Source organism: Dyadobacter sandarakinus, from assembly GCF_016894445.1.
Taxonomy (GTDB): domain Bacteria; phylum Bacteroidota; class Bacteroidia; order Cytophagales; family Spirosomataceae; genus Dyadobacter; species Dyadobacter sandarakinus.
Window position 1 is genome coordinate 5,864,470 of record NZ_CP056775.1, and the last position, 17,921, is coordinate 5,882,390.

17 protein-coding genes are annotated in these 17,921 nt (G+C 48.6%); 7 read left to right on the plus strand and 10 right to left on the minus strand.

Annotation, left to right across the window (positions count from 1 at the left end; translation table 11 throughout):
• Positions 1-99 precede the first annotated feature (99 nt).
• Positions 100-1,020: an aspartate carbamoyltransferase catalytic subunit gene (locus tag HWI92_RS24320; protein ID WP_204660003.1), complete on the minus strand. Its 921-nt coding sequence runs from the start codon at positions 1,018-1,020 to the stop codon at positions 100-102.
• Between the two features lie 146 nt (positions 1,021-1,166).
• Between HWI92_RS24320 and HWI92_RS24325 the strand changes: the two genes are divergently transcribed.
• Positions 1,167-1,613, plus strand: coding sequence for a transcription elongation factor (locus HWI92_RS24325; RefSeq protein ID WP_204660004.1), 447 nt, complete (start codon positions 1,167-1,169; stop codon positions 1,611-1,613).
• On the opposite strand, the gene HWI92_RS24330 is transcribed toward HWI92_RS24325, so the two are convergent.
• The gene (locus HWI92_RS24330) at positions 1,610-2,326 is read right to left on the minus strand and encodes a YebC/PmpR family DNA-binding transcriptional regulator (RefSeq protein WP_204660005.1); all 717 of its coding nucleotides are present in this window, start codon (positions 2,324-2,326) and stop codon (positions 1,610-1,612) included. The genes HWI92_RS24325 and HWI92_RS24330 overlap by 4 nt on opposite strands.
• A 140-nt stretch (positions 2,327-2,466) precedes the next feature.
• Here HWI92_RS24330 and HWI92_RS24335 point away from each other — a divergent pair, with 140 nt between their 5' ends.
• Both HWI92_RS24335 and metF read left to right on the plus strand, forming a co-directional pair.
• The gene (locus HWI92_RS24335) at positions 2,467-2,949 is read left to right on the plus strand and encodes a GNAT family N-acetyltransferase (protein WP_229248585.1); all 483 of its coding nucleotides are present in this window, start codon (positions 2,467-2,469) and stop codon (positions 2,947-2,949) included.
• A 392-nt stretch (positions 2,950-3,341) separates the two neighbouring features.
• Positions 3,342-4,298 (plus strand): methylenetetrahydrofolate reductase [NAD(P)H], encoded by a 957-nt coding sequence (gene metF, locus HWI92_RS24340; RefSeq protein ID WP_204660006.1) that lies wholly within the window; start codon positions 3,342-3,344, stop codon positions 4,296-4,298.
• On the opposite strand, the gene HWI92_RS24345 is transcribed toward metF, so the two are convergent.
• Positions 4,299-4,619, minus strand: coding sequence for a heavy metal-binding domain-containing protein (locus tag HWI92_RS24345; RefSeq protein WP_204660007.1), 321 nt, complete (start codon positions 4,617-4,619; stop codon positions 4,299-4,301).
• Positions 4,620-4,829: 210 nt separating this feature from the next.
• Here HWI92_RS24345 and HWI92_RS24350 point away from each other — a divergent pair, with 210 nt between their 5' ends.
• The 4 genes from HWI92_RS24350 to HWI92_RS24365 all read left to right on the plus strand — a co-directional run bounded on the left by HWI92_RS24350 (position 4,830) and on the right by HWI92_RS24365 (position 8,812).
• Positions 4,830-5,408, plus strand: coding sequence for a nitroreductase family protein (locus HWI92_RS24350; RefSeq protein ID WP_204660008.1), 579 nt, complete (start codon positions 4,830-4,832; stop codon positions 5,406-5,408).
• Entirely contained in the window at positions 5,405-6,382 is a 978-nt protein-coding gene (locus HWI92_RS24355) for an ABC transporter ATP-binding protein (protein WP_204660009.1), read from the plus strand. The genes HWI92_RS24350 and HWI92_RS24355 overlap by 4 nt, the downstream gene beginning before the upstream one ends.
• Positions 6,383-6,617: 235 nt before the next feature.
• On the plus strand, positions 6,618-8,120 hold the full coding sequence (locus HWI92_RS24360) for a tail fiber domain-containing protein (RefSeq protein WP_204660010.1): 1,503 nt from the start codon (positions 6,618-6,620) through the stop codon (positions 8,118-8,120).
• Positions 8,117-8,812, plus strand: a complete 696-nt coding sequence (locus tag HWI92_RS24365) for a T9SS type A sorting domain-containing protein (RefSeq protein WP_204660011.1) — start codon at positions 8,117-8,119, stop codon at positions 8,810-8,812. Before HWI92_RS24360 ends, HWI92_RS24365 begins: the two co-directional genes overlap by 4 nt.
• An 8-nt stretch (positions 8,813-8,820) precedes the next feature.
• On the opposite strand, the gene HWI92_RS24370 is transcribed toward HWI92_RS24365, so the two are convergent.
• The 7 genes from HWI92_RS24370 to HWI92_RS24400 form a co-directional block, all read right to left on the minus strand.
• Positions 8,821-11,385 (minus strand): DUF5686 and carboxypeptidase-like regulatory domain-containing protein, encoded by a 2,565-nt coding sequence (locus HWI92_RS24370; RefSeq protein WP_204660012.1) that lies wholly within the window; start codon positions 11,383-11,385, stop codon positions 8,821-8,823.
• Positions 11,382-11,975, minus strand: coding sequence for a SanA/YdcF family protein (locus HWI92_RS24375; RefSeq protein WP_204660013.1), 594 nt, complete (start codon positions 11,973-11,975; stop codon positions 11,382-11,384). Before HWI92_RS24375 ends, HWI92_RS24370 begins: the two co-directional genes overlap by 4 nt.
• Before the next feature lie 177 nt (positions 11,976-12,152).
• A complete protein-coding gene (locus HWI92_RS24380; protein WP_204660014.1) occupies positions 12,153-14,882 on the minus strand; it encodes a DNA gyrase/topoisomerase IV subunit A in 2,730 nt (909 codons plus the stop codon).
• Between the two features lie 167 nt (positions 14,883-15,049).
• A complete protein-coding gene (locus HWI92_RS24385) occupies positions 15,050-15,703 on the minus strand; it encodes an NUDIX hydrolase (RefSeq protein ID WP_204664844.1) in 654 nt (217 codons plus the stop codon).
• Between the two features lie 6 nt (positions 15,704-15,709).
• Positions 15,710-15,949 (minus strand): DUF2442 domain-containing protein, encoded by a 240-nt coding sequence (locus tag HWI92_RS24390; RefSeq protein ID WP_204660015.1) that lies wholly within the window; start codon positions 15,947-15,949, stop codon positions 15,710-15,712.
• 12 nt (positions 15,950-15,961) lie between these two features.
• Positions 15,962-16,201 (minus strand): DUF4160 domain-containing protein, encoded by a 240-nt coding sequence (locus HWI92_RS24395; RefSeq protein WP_229248587.1) that lies wholly within the window; start codon positions 16,199-16,201, stop codon positions 15,962-15,964.
• Between the two features lie 85 nt (positions 16,202-16,286).
• Positions 16,287-17,864 (minus strand): NAD(P)/FAD-dependent oxidoreductase, encoded by a 1,578-nt coding sequence (locus HWI92_RS24400; RefSeq protein WP_204660016.1) that lies wholly within the window; start codon positions 17,862-17,864, stop codon positions 16,287-16,289.
• Positions 17,865-17,921 lie beyond the last annotated feature (57 nt).

Here is a 17,921-nt window from a genome sequence, read left to right on the forward strand (position 1 = left end):
AAGAGGTTCTCATGTATCGTTTCTCATCGTTTGTCAAATAACGAAGGAAGCACCAAATTTACCCAACAAACCATTAAGAAAATTTCGCACCAAAATGCACTACTGCTGGGCCAGAAGGTATAACACTGCCATGCGCACTGCTACACCATTTTCTACCTGGTTCAGGATAATAGAATGCTGGCTGTCAGCCGCATCCGAGGTAAGCTCCACGCCCCGATTGATAGGTCCCGGGTGCATGAGCACAATTTCACGGTCCAGCTCATCCAGCATTTCCTTGTTGATCCCGTAATAAAGGGAATATTCCCGGAGCGACGGAAAGTATTTGATCTGCTGGCGTTCGAGCTGGATGCGCAGCACATTGGCCACGTCACACCACTGCAAAGCTTCCCTGACATTGTGCCCGATACGCACGCCAAGCTCATTCAAATGTCTGGGGATCAGTGTTGAAGGCCCGCAAACCATTACTTCGGCACCCAGTTTCTGCAAACAGAAAATATTGGAAAGCGCTACCCTCGAATGGGTTATATCACCGATGATCGCAATTTTTTTCCCGGCCAGGTCACCCAGTTTTTCGCGCATGGAAAAAGCATCCAGCAATGCCTGGGTAGGATGCTCGTGGGTACCGTCTCCCGCATTCACGACATTGGCCGGAATGCGTGTGGAAAGGTAATGCGGGGCCCCCGGACTGCTGTGCCGCATCACGATCATGTCCACCTTCATGGCCAGGATGTTATTCACCGTGTCCAGCAGCGTTTCTCCCTTTTTTACCGAGCTCCCGGAAGCAGAAAAGTTGACCACATCCGCAGAAAGCCGTTTTTCGGCAAGCTCAAAGGAAAGACGGGTACGGGTTGAATTTTCAAAGAAAACGTTGGCAATGGTAATGTCCCGGAGAGAAGGTACTTTCTTGATCGGACGATTGATAACTTCCTTAAATTGGGTAGCAGTGTCCAGGATGGTGTGAATGTCAGTTTCGTTCAGGTTTTTAATTCCGAGTAGGTGCCGGACTGAAAGTTTTGTCATTGCCAATATTCGAGAAAGTTTTGCAAAGATAATAAGGATGTTTGGTCAACCGGGCAGGCAGAATAAGATTTTACAGCGCCGGATGCTTGGCAGGCGGCTAAAAAATTGAATATTAGCGAGAAAATTCTTCTGACAAATTTACTTTCATGAACAAATCGCTGCTTTTAGACCACCTCAAAACGCTGCTTGGTGAACGAATGATGGTCGCGTGGAGCGCAATGGAGGCCGCACAGGATTCGGCCAATGATCAGGGAAAAAGCTCGGCAGGGGATAAGTACGAAACCTCCCGGTCCATGGGTCAGCTCGACCGTAACATGCATGCCCGCCAATATGAGCAGGCACGGCAGGAGCGGCTTGTCCTTGAAAAGATCACGGGATCGGAGGTACCCGGAAAAAGTACGCTGGGTACCTTGCTGCAAACGACGGCCGGATGGTTTTTTATAGCTGTGAGCCTCGGCGCCGTGGAGTGGGAAGAAGAGAGGATTATGGTCGTCTCTTCTTCCTCGCCGGTTGGGGCCTCCCTGCTGGGGAAGAAGGCCGGGGATTCATTTATGTTTATGCAAAAACAGCACAGGATTGAGGCTTTGCATTAAGCCATGTTGTGGTATACACGCTGTACATCGTCATCGTCTTCAATTTTCTCGATCAGCTTTTCCACTTCCGCCACTTCTTCTTCGCTGAGCTTTTTGGTGTCATTGGGAATGCGCTCAAAGTCGGCCTCCACAATCTCGTATCCGTTGTCTTCCAGCCAGTGCTGCAAATTTCCGAATGCTGTAAATTCTCCATAGATGTTGATCAGGCCTGATTCTTCATCAAGAAAAACTTCCTCGCCTCCTACATCGATCAGTTCAAATTCCAGCTCTTCAAGGTCTTTGCCGGCTACATTCTTTACCTTAAAGATGCATTTCCTTTCAAAAATAAAGTCGAGCATACCCATCGTACCAAGGCTGCCGCCCAGCTTATTGAAGTAGCTGCGCACATTGGCCACGGTTCTGGTAGGATTATCGGTGGTGCTTTCAACAAGGATTGCAACCCCATGTGGGCCATAACCTTCATACACCATTTCCTTATAATCTTCCTGATCCTTTGACGAAGCCCGCTTGATGGCCCGCTCAACGGTATCCTTGGGCATATTCGCGGCCTTTGCATTTTGCAGGAGTACCCTGAGCCTGGCATTGGTAGCCGGATCGGCCGTACCGCTTTTTACTGCCAGGACAATCTCTTTGCCAATCCGTGTAAAGGTTTTGGCCATCTTGTCCCAGCGCTTAAACATCCTGGCTTTTCTATATTCGAAAGCTCTTCCCATGCTTGTTGGTAATTAGTAGTTAATCTTTGTATTTGAAAAAACAGTGCGACCATTTCGCCGGACATTGCTGCGCCGGACGTCATCAGGCTGCAAATTTATAAAAGACCATTAAATTCAGGTAAAACACAGAAGCAACGTTCGTGGAAAATAAACATAATCTCAAATGGGTTGTCGTGCCATTTCACTCCTTATCCGTCGAGGCACTTTACCAGATCCTGCGGCTGCGCAGTAAAGTGTTTGTGGTTGAACAAAAATGCAACTTTCTGGATGCTGATAACAAAGACCAGCAATGCATGCATGTACTCGGCTATGCCGGTTCCGAACTCGTGGCCTACTCGCGCATTGTGCCCGCGGGCCTCTCTTATCCTTACCCTTCGATCGGCCGCATTGTGGTAAGTGCCAATGGCCGTGGCAAAGGTTGGGGTGCCGCGCTGCTGCAAACTTCCATTGCCGAACTCGAAAAACGATACGGTTTAACAACCATCCGGATTGGTGCTCAGGCACATCTCCATGAGTTTTACGGGCTGTTCGGATTTGAGCAAACCAGCGGTATTTACCTGGAAGATGCCATAGAGCACATCGAAATGACCCGTCAGCCTGCACTGCCACATGCTGGGGCATAAATCTGGGGAATGTATTACCGATAATGTTGCATTAGTAAACACTAGCAGATTCAGGTAAAAAGTAAAAAGTGCTCATGCATTCAAAATTGGCCGATCATTGTAGTAATTGGGCTACTGTTTTCGGAAAAATGTTTGATATACTTTGCTCTGCTCGGCAATCTTTGATAATTTGGCACAGAATTTTAGTTATTAGTATTCAGTCAAGCAAATTGTTGCTTTGGGCCCGACGCCCTGTTGGAGTCCAATAACATTTTTGACGAACACTGATAGAGGAGGGTTTACGTGGAATGGCCTACTGTAATGCGGTAGGCCATTTTTTTGTTTAATCCCGATTGGTTTCGAGTGTTAAATGACGTTCTTTGTGCCGAATCCACGACACATTATAGCCGTACATGACTAAGGTTACCGAGTACATTCGCCGCGCAGAAGGTAAAGCCCTTTTTTCCATAGAGATTATCCCCCCGCTCAAAGGACAGAATATCAACGAGCTGTTTGAATCCATCGAGCCGCTCATGGAGTTTAAGCCCCCCTTTGTAGATGTCACCTATCACCGTGAAGAACTGATCGACCGTGTAGGACCGAATGGTCTTGTGGAGCGTATTCCGATCCGAAAGCGTCCTGGTACCGTAGGCATTTGTGCCCGGCTGATGGAGCGTTTTCATGTGGATGCCGTGCCGCATGTCATTTGCGGAGGGTTTACCAAAGATGAGACCGAGGATGTTTTGATCGACCTTAACTACCTTGGTATCGACAATGTGCTGGTACTGCGCGGTGACCCTGAAAAATCTGCGGGTATTTTCAAGGCGAAGCTCGGCGGACATACTTATGCTTCGGAGCTGGTGGAGCAGGTGAGCAACATGAACAAAGGCATACTGCTGCGGGCTGAAACTGAAACTTACCCAACCGACTTCTGTATCGGCGTAGCCGGGTATCCCGAAAAGCATTTTGATGCCGTCAGCTTTGACACGGATTATCAGCACCTGAGACGAAAAGTCGAGCTGGGAGCCAATTACATCGTCACCCAGATGTTCTTTGATAATCAAAAATATTTCAGCTTTGTCGAGCGCTGCCGCGCGGAAGGCATTACCGTACCGATCATTCCCGGATTAAAGCCACTGGCTACGCGCAGGCAGCTCACCGTACTTGCGCAGATTTTCCACCTTGAATTTCCGCAGGACCTCGTGAAGGAAGTTGAAAAACACGATTCTGACAAGGATGTGCGGCAGATCGGTATTGAATGGGGTACGCAGCAATGCAGGGAGTTACTTGAATATGGTGTTCCCGTACTGCATTTTTATACCATGGGCAAGTCCGACAACGTAGCCCAGATTGCCCGCGCGGTTTTCTGATCATTCATAACATACAGCGGTTCCATTGGCACTCACCATGAGCATGGAGCCGCTGCCTCCAATGGTTTCCAGGTCAATATCAACCCCGATGACGCCATTTGCCCCAAGACGCTGGGCCTGGTCCATCATTTCACGGATCGCAATGCTTTTGGCCTCGCGCAATGCCTGTTCGTAAGCTCCGGAGCGTCCGCCCACCACATCCCTGATCCCTGAAAAAAAGTCTCTGATGATATTGGCGCCGATAATGGCCTCTCCATTGACCAACCCGATGTACTTGACGATCTTTTTGTTCTCAATGTTCGAGGTAGTAGTTACAAGCATGGAATATCAGATTTGATAAAAATTCGGGCGCCAAATTAGCAGATGGTGAAAAGCGCGGTTCAAGTTAATTGTTTAACGGCAAAGTTGGTAAGCAGGATGGTTAAATTTGGCCATGATCAATCCGGAAGGCATATTTTACGGGAGAGTGCGCCAACCAGCACCAGAGGGCGTAATAATTGTTAGTTTTGCCTGTTGACCAAATACAGTGAAATGGAACAATCAATTGAAACAATTAACCGGGTCATCCGGACCCGCAGGAGCATTTTTCCGCCGAGCTACATCGAAAAAGATATTCCTGACGAGATCATACACACCATTCTCGAAAATGCCAATTTTGCCCCAAGCCATAAACTGACCGAACCGTGGCGTTTTGTGGTATTTAAAGGAGAAAGCAAAAAACGTCTTGCCGGTTTTTTCTCAGAAAGATACCGCAGTCAGACGCCGGCCGAATCCTTTTCACAAGCACGTTACGATGCCGCGGGCGAAAAAGTCCTCAAATCCAACTGCGTGATCGTGATCAATGCAGAGCTGCACCCCGACAAGCTGCCTGAGTGGGAAGAAACCGCCGCCGTAGCCTGCGCCGTACAAAACATGTGGCTTACTGCCACGGCTTACGGCATCGGATCGTATTGGAGCAGCCCGGCTTTGCTTGAAGACCTTGCGCGTTTTCTGGAATTACCTGAAAATCAGAAAAGCATGGGATTGTATTTTCTCGGGTACCACGATGCACCGGAGCTGCCGGCACGTCGCACACCTATTGAAGGGAAAGTTACCTGGGCACAGGCATGAACCCCGGAGAAATTACCCTGGCCGCACAGTCACTGACCAAGACATTGGGTGGAAAGCCCGTCCTGACCGACATTAATCTGCAATTACATGCAGGCGAGTGGCTGGGTATACTGGGCGAGAGCGGCTCGGGTAAAAGCACCCTGCTGCGTATTCTGGGCAGGTTCCTGGATGCGGAGCAGGGTGACGTTTTTTTCAGGAATGAAAAATTAAGGGCTGTCAGCGGGGAGCTCATGCCCGGGCACAAGGCAATCAGGCTGATCCATCAGGAATTTGAGCTTTTTCCCAACCAGACCGTGGAGGAAAATATCGCCTATGCACTGAGGTTTCATGATCCTGTCTATAAAAAGAAAAGTGTGGAGGAGCTTATTGCAATTACTGCACTTGAAAGTGTCCGTACTCAAAAGGCGAAGTTGCTTTCCGGAGGTGAAAAGCAGCGCACAGCCATTGCAAGGGCACTGGCCGGGCAGCCTGATGTGCTGCTGCTGGACGAACCCTTCGCCCATCTGGACAATCATAACCGCAATGTGCTGGCTACTGCCATTGAAAACCTCCGCCGGGAGCATCGCACAAGCTGCATTTTCGTGACGCACGAAGCGTCAGATGCGCTGGCATGGTCGGACAGCATTGCTGTACTGCAGAATGGAAAAATCATTCAAACCGGTAGTCCGCAGGAAGTGTATAATGCACCGGTAAGCAGCTACGTGGCGGAGCTGACCGGCGATATTAACTGGCTCGTTTCTGAAAGCGACACCAAGCAGCACTATTTACGTCCGGAGAAAATCCGGCTCACGCGTAACCCCGACAAATGTAAATGGAAGGGAAAGGTGACGGCGATACGATTCCACGGCAACTACTGGGAAATTGTCTGCACCGGCAACCACCAGCAACTCGCATTTTACCGTACCCGGCCCGAGCTCGAAGTAGGACAGGAGGTTATGCTGAATTATGCGGCGAAGGATTTGCGGAGTGTTTGATTGAAGTGCCGTTGGATAGGCGAGTTACTGCCTTTGGGTAAACAAATGCCCGATTTATTTGGATAATCATGATTTTGGCTTTCACCTGCTGCGTTGTAGCAGGCTTAACTAAAAAGCCATCAACATGAAAAGTCTGAAACACCATTTAGCTTCCAGCGGTTATGCTTAGGGCATCTTTCAAGCATTAATCTGCTTTTTCTTACTCTTTCTCACATCACAATTTTCTGTCGCCCAAGTGCCTAACCGATTTTCTTACCAAGGCATTGCCCGGGGTGCTGATGGGAAAATCATCCAAAATGCTTCGGTTAAATTAAGATTAACTATTTACGAAAAGCTTTCGGCAGAGCCCCAGCCAACAACAAAGGTCTTTGAAGAAACACAGAGTGTAATGACCAATGATTTTGGGGTATTTAATGTAGCTATCGGGAGCGTTACGCCGGGCTTGGATGTAATAGATTGGGCCGCCCTAGACAAAACTTTTTTTCTTGGAATCAAATTCGATCCGCTTGGAGGTGAGGCCTTTGTGGATTTGGGAACAACGCAGTTGCTGTCAGTTCCATATGCCATGTTATCAAGGCAGGCGGATGCATTGTCAAACAACAAGCCACTGATTTTGAAGGGGGCATATGGCACAAATGAGCCTCCGGCACCGCTGCCATCTCCAGCGATCGGCGAAGGTGAGCGGCTTATTTGGCATCCTGGTAAAGCTGCATTTAGAGCAGGATTTCAGACTTCAAGTCTTTGGTACAATGCGAATATAGGCAATTGTTCTTTTGCAACAGGATACCAAACGAACGCATATGGCGATTACAGTACCGCAATGGGATACGAATCTAGTGCACTGGGTTTGCAAACGGTAGCTATCGGCAGACATTCAGAAGCAATAGGGGATAGTTCGTTTGCATTTGGGTTAGGTTCGAAATCCGTAGGGAATGAATCTATTGCATTGGGCAATCACGTGACATCAAAATCGGTGGGTTCTGTTGTGGTGGGATCGTACAACGATGATAGCGAAGAGGCGAAAAATATCCCATTTTTTAATGATAGAGTATTTCAGGTTGGTATTGGAAATTATAACAATAGGAAAAATGCAATGACAATCCTTTATGGCGGCAATGTAGGTATAGGAACAAACGTTCTCGCTCCCGAATACCTGCTTGACCTCGGTGCAAGAGCCAGAGTTCGCCACAATGCTGGTGCTACTGCCGGAATTCACTTTAACAACAGCCAAAATAATGTTGACGGTTTTGTAGGCATGCGGGCTGATGGTGAGGTGGGCTTTTTTGTTGGAAATATCTGGGCATTTTGGGTGAACGGGCAGGGTGAAGGTCGGTTGAATGGTAGCATGATACAAACTTCCGACCGTCGCCTGAAAAAGGATATCACTTTGCTGCCAGGCAGCAGCTTGTCCAAGCTTTCCAAAATCAATGGTTACTTTTTTAGATGGAATGATGGACGAACGGATCAGAGTATCCAAACCGGGCTAATTGCACAGGAGGTTGAAAACCTTTTTCCAGAGCTGGTGAAAACTGACGAAAAAGGATTTAAATCGGTGAACTACATCGGTATGATCCCGCACCTGATCGAATCCGTGAAAGAGTTGAAAAGTAAGACGGACAAGATTGCCATCCTACGCAAAGAGTTGGAAATGATGAAGGCTCTTTCCCAAAAAATAGAAAAGCTGGAAGCTGCAATGTCCCAAAGTGTTGGTGCGCCATCGAAAATCACAGGGCGATGAGAAAAATCTTATTTGCACTCATAACAGGCATATATGCAGGACATGCATTTGCACAGCAAATATCTCCTGCAGGTATTTACGCTGCCTCGGGCTCAGGAAGTGCGAACGGTGCCAGTATTGACTGGATTTTGGGTAATATCAATATGCAGGCAGCCTTTTCAGCCTTCCCGGTACGATTAATCAGTTTCAATGCATTTGCATCCGAACCCGGTCGCGCTCAATTGCATTGGAAAACGGCTGTGGAATGGAACAACAAAGGATTTGAAATTCAGAAATCATTGGATGTAAAAGTTTTTGAGAAAATCGGCTGGGTAGACGCAGCAAGCAATGCAGATAATGAAACGGATTATGCATTTGCTGACGACCACTTTATTACAACCAGTTACTATCGGTTGAAGCAGCTGGATGACGATGGCCATTTTTCTTACAGCCGGATTGTCTCCCTAATTCCTGATAAAGAAAAGGTTGAAAACCTGAAAGTTTTTCCTAATCCTTCTCCTGACGGAAATATTCAGATAGTCTTACCTGAAAAAACAAGGGAAATGAAAATAATGAGTGCAGGTGGTAGTTTGCTGAAACAAAAATCAAATCCGGAAACCAGACAGCTTTTTCGGTTGCCGGCAGCAGGATTATATCTGATCCGGATTAAGACAGTTTCAGAAGAAAAAACGTTAAAGGTAGTGCGGGAGTAAGAAGACTTTTACAAACTAAACAAAAACGAAATCTTCACCGCAAAAGGAGTAACGCCTGGATTGTTGAGGTAAGTCAGCCGATGGATAAAGTCAATCCGGCCGGATTTTAAGATATTATCAATCCCGTAACCTACTTCCACATAAGGCTTGCGATTGAGGAGGTTGAACGTTTGCACTGCATTACCCGACTCGTCTTCTGTCGTCGTCAGTGAAAGGTTGGCATTGCTGATGCTACCGTAAAAGATACGCCCGGTCGCCAGCGTCCTCAGTTTCAGTTTTCGTACCAATGGTATTCGGTTGAAAAACAGGCCTTCAAAATGGTGTTCTACTTTCATTGCAATGTACTTGTCTGCAATGAACTCGAAGTAGCGCATCAGGTTATACGCATTGTCGACATAAAACAGCGACTCATTTCCCAAAGGCGTATAAAGCAGCGGGTAGGGCAGGGTAGAGGGAATATACCCGAAAGTAACATTGTACGCAGTCCGTCCCAGCACGCCAGCCCGGAAGCTGTGGCGGACATTCAGTGAAAGTTTTTGATAATTAAAATCCCCCCCGAACAGGTTTTGCACGCCCAGTGTGTACCGGAGTGTCATGACAGGTGAATTGCCGTTTCCCATACTGATACGCTCGTTATCGCTCATCAGAAAGGTTTCCTTATTGGCCAGGCGGGCCTCAAAGTTCATTTCGGTGATGTCAAAGGCGCTTCTTACAGGCGAGTCTGATCCCGCAGCGGGGTTGGTACGATAGGCAAATGGAAAGAGCGGATTGAAGTTCCGGTGCCGGATCTGTAGGCTGCCTGTAAATCCTTTGACTACCTCCCGCTTGAAGTAAGCCGAAATATCCTCCTGCCAGTAAGGCCTGCGAAATGCCCCGAAGCGCGAAAATGCGCCGAAAATAGTATTTGGTCCAATGGTTTCTGCTGAAACGCCAAGTCTTTCCAGGTCTTTGGAGTAGGAAACGCCGGCCATCGTCCAGGGTTTACGGTCAATGATATAGTCGAGCCCGCCTCCGTATTTGAATGCTTTATCGCGGGTACCATAGGCACCATATCCATTGAAAATCCATTTACGGCTGAAACCGGGATCCGTGCGAAAGCCCAGGCGGAAACGGTGACCTTCTACCTTGTTGTTTGCATACAGGTATAGGTAAGGGCCGATATCAACATTCCATTTGTCAATCTTCTTATAACCGTTTACAAATACATTCAGGATCTCAATGTACGTTTTTACCACCGGCAATGCTTTCAGTGAATCTACCAGCTGAAATGTCAGCTGCTCGGATTTGCTTAATGTTTCAGGCCTGTTCCGGATCCAGAAAGTAGAGTCATGGTCACGGTAGTCTTCCTGCAACTCGATACCCGTATCGTAAAACCGTACATCTTTGGGTACATTGAGGCGGTAATCCGAATTTGCCGAGTAGAATTTGAGCAGCATTCCCGCCGTTTTTTTGGTAGGTTCGTCCACATCGATCAAAACGCGCGTCTTCTCAGGCAGCCACGTTTTTTCATCTTCAAACAGCTTATACGATTGCTGTATTTTGATTTGTTCAATGAAGTTGATATTGGCCTGTCTTCCTACACTGACATCAATCTGTGTCAATGCAAATGCACTCCCGTCTACCCAGAAGGAGCCCTTGAAAGCCAGATCCTGCTCCTTACGCGGCTCAAACTCTATGTGGTAGTCATAGCTGGTACCATTGTACACGCTGTCAGCCAGGTAGTATTCATAGTAAAGCTTCCAGCTGTCAGCGATGGGGGACACAAAATCCTTTTCGAGTATGTTAAGCCAGTTTTTGTAAAAATTATATTGCTGAAATGACGAGCCTACCAGCTGGGAAGTCAGTCCTCCATCCGTCAGTCCTACACCCGAAATCTTGGTTTTAAGGATAACCTCCTTTTTTTTCCTGGGATTGTTCCGGTAAAAAACATTGGATACCGATTCGGAAATGAACACCGGAATGATCGTTTCCCCATTTTCTCCCTTGATCTCATCGTACTTGTCAACAATGTGCGTCATTTTCCGGACCGACTTCCGGTTGCGGAATTTCTCCGAGATATTATCTATGTCGATCTGGATCTTGTTGTAGCTCTTGTATTCAAAGGCACTCAGGTCGTCCGGATTGTTGCGGGACTTGTTGCTTACAATCCTGCGCAGGATTGCATAGGCAGGGTTTTCTCCTGCAAAAATCTTTACTTCTTTAAGCTGGGTCGTAGCCGGCGTCAACTGAATGTCGATCGTTTGTACCGGCACATCAGGAAGGATAGGCTTGCTTTTACTGCCGTAACCTACATAGGTAACCAGCATCGAGTCGGCAGGTGGTGTATACTGCAATACATAGTTTCCATCAAAATCCGTCGTGGTTCCTGATAATGAAGCTTGGATGGCAATATTGGCAAAAGGTATCGGATCACCGGTTGCAGCATCGGTTACTTTACCTTTGACCTGATAAGTAGGAGTTTGTGCAAAACAGCCTGCGGAAACAAGCAACAGGAAAAACAGGAATATACAGTCGGGACGAAATGGGTCGGGAAAGCCTTTTATACTGAATCTTACTTCATATTCCGCTCTCATTTTTTCCTGATCTCGTTATTGGACGTAACATCAGCGGGCGGGCGCAGTACATGCACGTCGAGCACCGCCTTGGGCCGGGCCAGGTACTCCCGGATCAGCGTGCGGAGCGAGTAGCCGTCGGGTACGTCCTGTGCTGCGAATGAAATAGCATTGATGCCCTCATTATGAGCAATGTAGAGTGCCCTGGCATTGTGGAAATTTTGTGAAATAATCGTAAAGTTATCCTGGTTAAACACTTCCTTGCAGCGAATAATGGAATCAAACGTCCTGAAACCCGCATAGTCGAGTGTCATGACATTTTCCGGTATTCCAAGATTTAACAAAGCACGCTGCATATCCAGGGGTTCATTGTAATACTCCGAATCGTTGTTACCGCTCAGGATAATGTACTTGATCTTGCCCTCTTTGAAAAGGCGGGCAGTAGCCTCCATCCGGTACTTGAAAAAAAGGTTTTCCTTTCCTTTTTCAGAGTTCCGGCTGGTGCCCAATACCAGTGCCACATCATTGGATGGCAGGTTCCGGATCGAAAAATAGCTGTACTGACGGGTGCAATACACTACCCAAAAATTGCAAAGCAAGATGAAAACCATGCAAGCAAATAACAGGGCTAATATGGCTTTGATCAGTTTCTTCACTGTACTCGTAAAGTTTACCTCTAATCTGCAAATTCTTGTAAACTACGGTATGCTGCGCCTGCATTTACCAGTACGCAACATACCCTGCAAAATGTTGCCCGGAAAGGACTGTTTTTAAAGATAGCACATCTGCTATTCAAACAGGCCGAGCTGGCTTTTCCGGCCTTTTCCTTTTTTGGGTTCTTTCTTTATTGTAGTGGTTTGCACCGGTTCTTCTTCTTCGGACACTTCTGCTGAGGGTGGTATCGGCTCTGCGGCTTCTTCCACTGTTTCCTGCTTTTCTTCCGCCACAACGATCTCCTGCGTGGCAGCCTCAGGCTCCTCCGGCGCAGGTTCTTCCGCAGGGGCTTCCTCTACCGGCTCAGGCAGGGGTGCCAGCCAGCGTGCTTCCTTGAATTTATCCGCCGGAAGCTTGTTGCCCATCGCCCGCCAGCCTCTTACTTCAACAAGTTCCTCAATCAGGTATTCTTCCGAATGCTGCTCTTTCTGAGGCGTCTTTGCAATTAGCAGTTCCAGTCTCGGACGTTTATCTGTCGTAGCGAGGAGCAGCTTGCTGTTTTTTGTGTCGCTGATAAACAGGAATTTCTTGTCCACCGACGAAGTCTCGATGTTGAAACGCTTGACAAAATGCTGCTTTTGACCACCGTCAAAATAAATCCCTGTAACCAGGATAGCAGGATCAAACTTGCGGACGAGCAAAACATCGCTGGACTCATAATGGTTGGTAAGATCAAAATTGGTCAGCTCGTACGTTCCATCCTTATAAATGACCAGGATATGGTCCGAAGGCCCGAAATTACCCAGGTACTCGCCGCGTTCGTCACGGTTGAGCCTCCCGATAATCGGGTCAAACCACATATTTACGCCGCCCAGGGTAGAGCGTCCGGCCTGTTTCAGGATGATCTTCCGGATCGGGTATTTGGACAGGATGTTGCCCATGGCACTCCGGTTTTTGATCAGGAGTTCGGCAAAACTAAAATCAAACTGCTTGACCTTTGCCTTGCTCTGGGCAGTAAGGCTCACGCTGATTACCTCCGCCTCTCCATTCTCATTCGCCGTGAAATAGGTGATTTTTGATTTGGGCGTACCCTGCGTCAGATCATATTCCCGGTCGCGCGTCACCGCCGTGATCTGGCACCGTTTGATGTAAGAAACCCCGGTCTTACCATCCAGGTACACCAGGTTATAGACTTTACGCTCGTCATTTTTTACAAAAACGGCGCAGTAAATAATGTCTTTACCTACAAAAACCTTCTCCTGAATCTTGGTGACCACACATTTTCCATCCCCCCTGAAAACGATGATGTCGTCGATATCCGAACAATCCATCACGTACTCATCCTTTTTGAGGCCGTAACCAATAAATCCCTCTGCCCGGTTAACGTACAGTTTCTGGTTGTTGGCCGCTACAATGTTGGCGGCAATCTGGTTAAATGCGCGCAGCTCGGTCCGGCGTTCGCGGCCTTTGCCGTACTTTTTCAGGAGATCGCGGAAATAATCAATGGCAAACCGGGTGATGTGCGCCAGGTTATCTTCCGTCACTGTCAGCTCTTCCTGCCACTTCCGCATCAGCTCGTCGGCCTTGAAGCCGTCGTACTTAGATATACGCTTGATCCGGATCTCGGTCAGCGCTACAATGTCGTCGTCGTTGATTTCACGGTAAAACTGCGGTTTGTACGGCGCAAGTCCCTTGTCGATCGTACGGATTACGGCCTCAAACGTCTCGCATTCCTCAATATCCCGGTAAATGCGGTTTTCAATAAAGATCTTTTCCAGGGAGCCGTAAAGTATTTTTTCCAGCAACTCACTCCGCCTGATTTCAAGCTCACGCTGCAGCAGATGCACGGTTTGGTGTGTGTTGTGCCGCAAAATGTCGGTAACACCAACGAAATGCGGTTTTTCCGCTATAATGATGCAGGCATTGGGAGAGATCGACACTTCGCATTCCGTAAATGCATACAGCGCATCAATCGTAATATCGGGAGATACCCCCGGTGCCAGGTGTACCTGTATCTCCACGTCCGCCGCCGTGTTGTCTACCACTTTCTTGATCTTGATCTTGCCGCCGTCATTCGCCTTCACGATGGAGTCGATGAGCGAGGTGGTAGTAGTACCAAAAGGAATGTCACGGATGACGAGCATTTTCTTGTCTTCTTCCTCAATCCTGGCGCGTACACGCACCTTGCCGCCGCGATGTCCGTCATTATAGTTGGAAATGTCGATTTGGCCTCCGGTCATGAAGTCGGGGAAAATCGTGGCTTCCTTGCCCTGCAAGATACTGATGGAGGCCTCAATGAGCTCACAAAAGTTATGCGGCAGGATCTTGGTGGACAGACCTACGGCAATACCTTCCACCCCGAGCGAGAGCAGGAGTGGAAATTTGACGGGTAATGTAACCGGCTCGCGCTTGCGGCCGTCATAGGAAAGCTGCCACTCGGTAGTATCGTCATTGAAAACGATCTCCTTGGCAAACTTGGAAAGTCTTACTTCAATGTACCGGGCCGCGGCCGCACTATCGCCCGTACGTACGTCTCCCCAGTTGCCCTGGGTATCAAAAAGGAGTTCTTTCTGACCGATATTGACGATGGCATCGTAAATGGAGGCGTCACCGTGCGGGTGGTATTGCATGGACGAGCCTACCACATTTGCCACTTTGTTGAAGCGGCCGTCGTCCATTTCATTCAGGGCGTGCATGATGCGGCGCTGCACGGGTTTGAAGCCGTCCTCAACCGCAGGCACTGCTCTTTCCAGGATTACATAGGAGGCATAATCAAGAAACCAGTTTTCGTACAAACCCGATATGGGCAGCTTTTTATGTAATTCGCTATCTTCTGCTTCGGATGCAGCTCCGTTTTCTTCCATAAATGCAGGAGGAACCAGGTTTTAAGTACTCAGTAAATTTTGGTATGGTCAGTTCTTGCCGGCTTTCGCAGCAGGAATGTCAGCTTTAAAACAGCAGAAAACGGGACGAAGAAAGCCGGGAAGAATGTTTCAAACAACTGCTAATATAGCAAATTAAGCTTGAATTATTAGCCGACAGTGTCGGGGTCTACGGAACTTAATACGGCCAGAAGCTCGCTGATCATCATGGCCGTGGCACCCCATACTTTATAGCCCTGGATCATGTAGTGCGGGGCATGTACCTGTTCGCCACGGACTTGGATTTCACTCGCCCCGATCACGTTTTTGTCGGAGATTTCTTCAAGTCTGATCTCGAAAATATCTTCCACTTCCCTGGGGTCCGGATAAAAGTCGGGCCGGTAAGGCATGACCGCGATCACGGGAAGAACGTTGAAATTGCTGGCAGGGATAAAAAGCTCCGTCAGGCTGCCGAGTACCTTCACATCATTCAGCCGTAACCCGATTTCTTCCTGGGCTTCGCGCATGGCGGTACGTATCAGACTCTCGTCCGTAAGCTCAAACCTGCCACCCGGAAAGGCCACCTGGCCGGAATGTACGCCGTCGTAGGCAGGGCGCAGGATCAGCGGGAAGTAAATCTCGTTTTTGTACGGATAAAAAAGGACGAGTACCGCACTGCGGCGGGTTTTTGCATTTGGTTTGAAAGTCAGCCGCATTTTGGACAAAGCCTGCATATTCCGGTGCGCCGACTCTCCGGGCAGCGGATATTTCAGTTTTTGTGAAAGTTGGTCCGTAAATGCAGCAAACGACTCCAAAGGCGCTATTGTTGGTCAGATATTGGCGTAATTCAATTCTCTTTTAAAGTCAAAAAAGCTTTCGAGGCTGAGGTCTTCATCCAGCGCTTCCCAATGTACACTATTTCGTCCGCTCCCCAACTTAAAATGCTGACGTTGCTCCGGAGTTGCGCTTTCAAGTCTTTTGAACCAGCTTAAAGGATTACCAATGGTATGACCTGTGTCAAGGACCACATAGATATTGGCTTCATCAAACCAGATGTGCTTGATTGTCATAGTGTCTTGTGATTAATGGTTTCCGTAAAAGTATTGCCACTTTGTGATAATCAGCTCTTTGTGCTGCTCGACTAATGCTTCGGCCAGGACCAGATCCTTGGTTTTAATGCCATAGCTTGAAACCAGCCGGACGATGGGTTCAACCTCGAATTTGGCCTCACCTTCCGCATTTCTCACGTGAATATGAATCGGCAAATGTTCCAGACTGTAAAAGAAAAACTTCATTCCAAACATGCGGAATACTTCTGGCATAGGTGTGTGAATTGATCAAATTGCAGGGTACTCTGCAAGTATAATAATAGGAACTAACCAGTGAACTTGCAAACCAACCTACTTTTTACTTCCTGCAATGCACAGCCAGCTGCTCGGCGCAGCGCTCGCCATCCATTGCCGCCGACATGATGCCGCCTGCATAACCGGCACCCTCCCCGCAGGGAAAAAGTCCTTTGATTTCAGGATGTTCGCAGGTGTCGCGGTCACGTGGAATACGCACAGGCGATGAAGTGCGGCTTTCGACCCCGATCAGCTGTGCCTCAGGAGACAAATACCCGCGCATCTTTTTTCCAAAATCCGTCAATGCATCGCGTAATGGAAATGCAATCGTATCAGGCAGGATATCGTACAAGTCAACCGAGTGCAGGCCGGGCTGGTAGGAGGTATCCCGGAGGTTCGTGGATATTTTACTTTTTACAAAATCGCTCGCCAGCTGAGCAGGAGCCGTTTGCGTCTGTCCTGCCATTTTCCAGGCTTTTTGCTCCATTTCCTGCTGGAACATGAGTCCGGCCAGCGGCCCCCATTCTTTTTTATAAGGCTGTATGTCCTCGTCTTCCACCGTGGCTACCATGCCCGAATTGGCATACGGCGAATCGCGGCGTGAAGGCGACATGCCATTTACCACAACCTCGCCGGGCACCGTTGCTGCGGGTACAATAAAGCCACCCGGGCACATGCAGAAAGAAAAAACCCCCCTGCGTACTCCCTTGTACATGGTTTGGGTGACGAGGCTGTACGAAGCAGCCGGCAGGTACGGGCCCCGATCCGTATTGCAATGGTATTGAATCTGGTCGATCACCCGCTGTGGGTGCTCAATCCTCACGCCCATGGCAAAGGATTTACTTTCGATCAGTATGTTCTTACGGTGCAGCAGGTAGTAAATGTCGCGGGCTGAGTGGCCGGTAGCCAGTATCACGCCTATTCCCCGGTGTTCCTGCCCACTGCCAGTGATAACACCTGTTATTGTACCTGTTTCAATAATCAGGTCGGTGACTTTCGTATCAAAATGGATTTCACCGCCGGCTTTGAGTATGCTCTCGCGCATTTCTGAAACGACAACCGGCAACTTATTGGTACCGATATGCGGATGACTGTCAATCAGGATTTGCTCAGTAGCACCGTGGCGGACAAATATTTCAAGTACCCGGCGGATGTCGCCGCGCTTGTTAGAGCGCGTGTAGAGCTTTCCGTCAGAGTAGGTGCCTGCACCTCCCTCGCCAAAGCAGTAGTTTGACTCCGGGTTAACAATGTGGTCTTTATTGATCGCTGCCAGGTCGCGGCGGCGTGCGCGTACGTCTTTGCCTCTTTCAAAGATCACAGGCCTGATCCCCAGCTCAATCAGCCGCAATGCAGCAAACATGCCCGCAGGGCCGCAGCCTACAATGATGGCCGAGGGACTTTTGCTGACGTCGGGATAGTCGGTCTGGTGGCCGAGTAATGCAGGCGGCTGCTCATTGACATAAACTTCGGCCTGTACATTAACCCTGACCTGCCTGCCCCGGGCGTCCACAGACTGCCGGGTTTTACGGATCAGTGTTGTATCATCCTCCCTGAGGCGGAGTTTCTGAAGAATATGGGTACGCAGGTTGCGTTCGTCCAGCGCGATTTCGGGCGCCAGTACCAGTTGGAGTGTCTGATGCATGGTGAAAGGGAGTTAACCTTTAATACTGCAAAGATAACCATACTTTCGGACCTGATC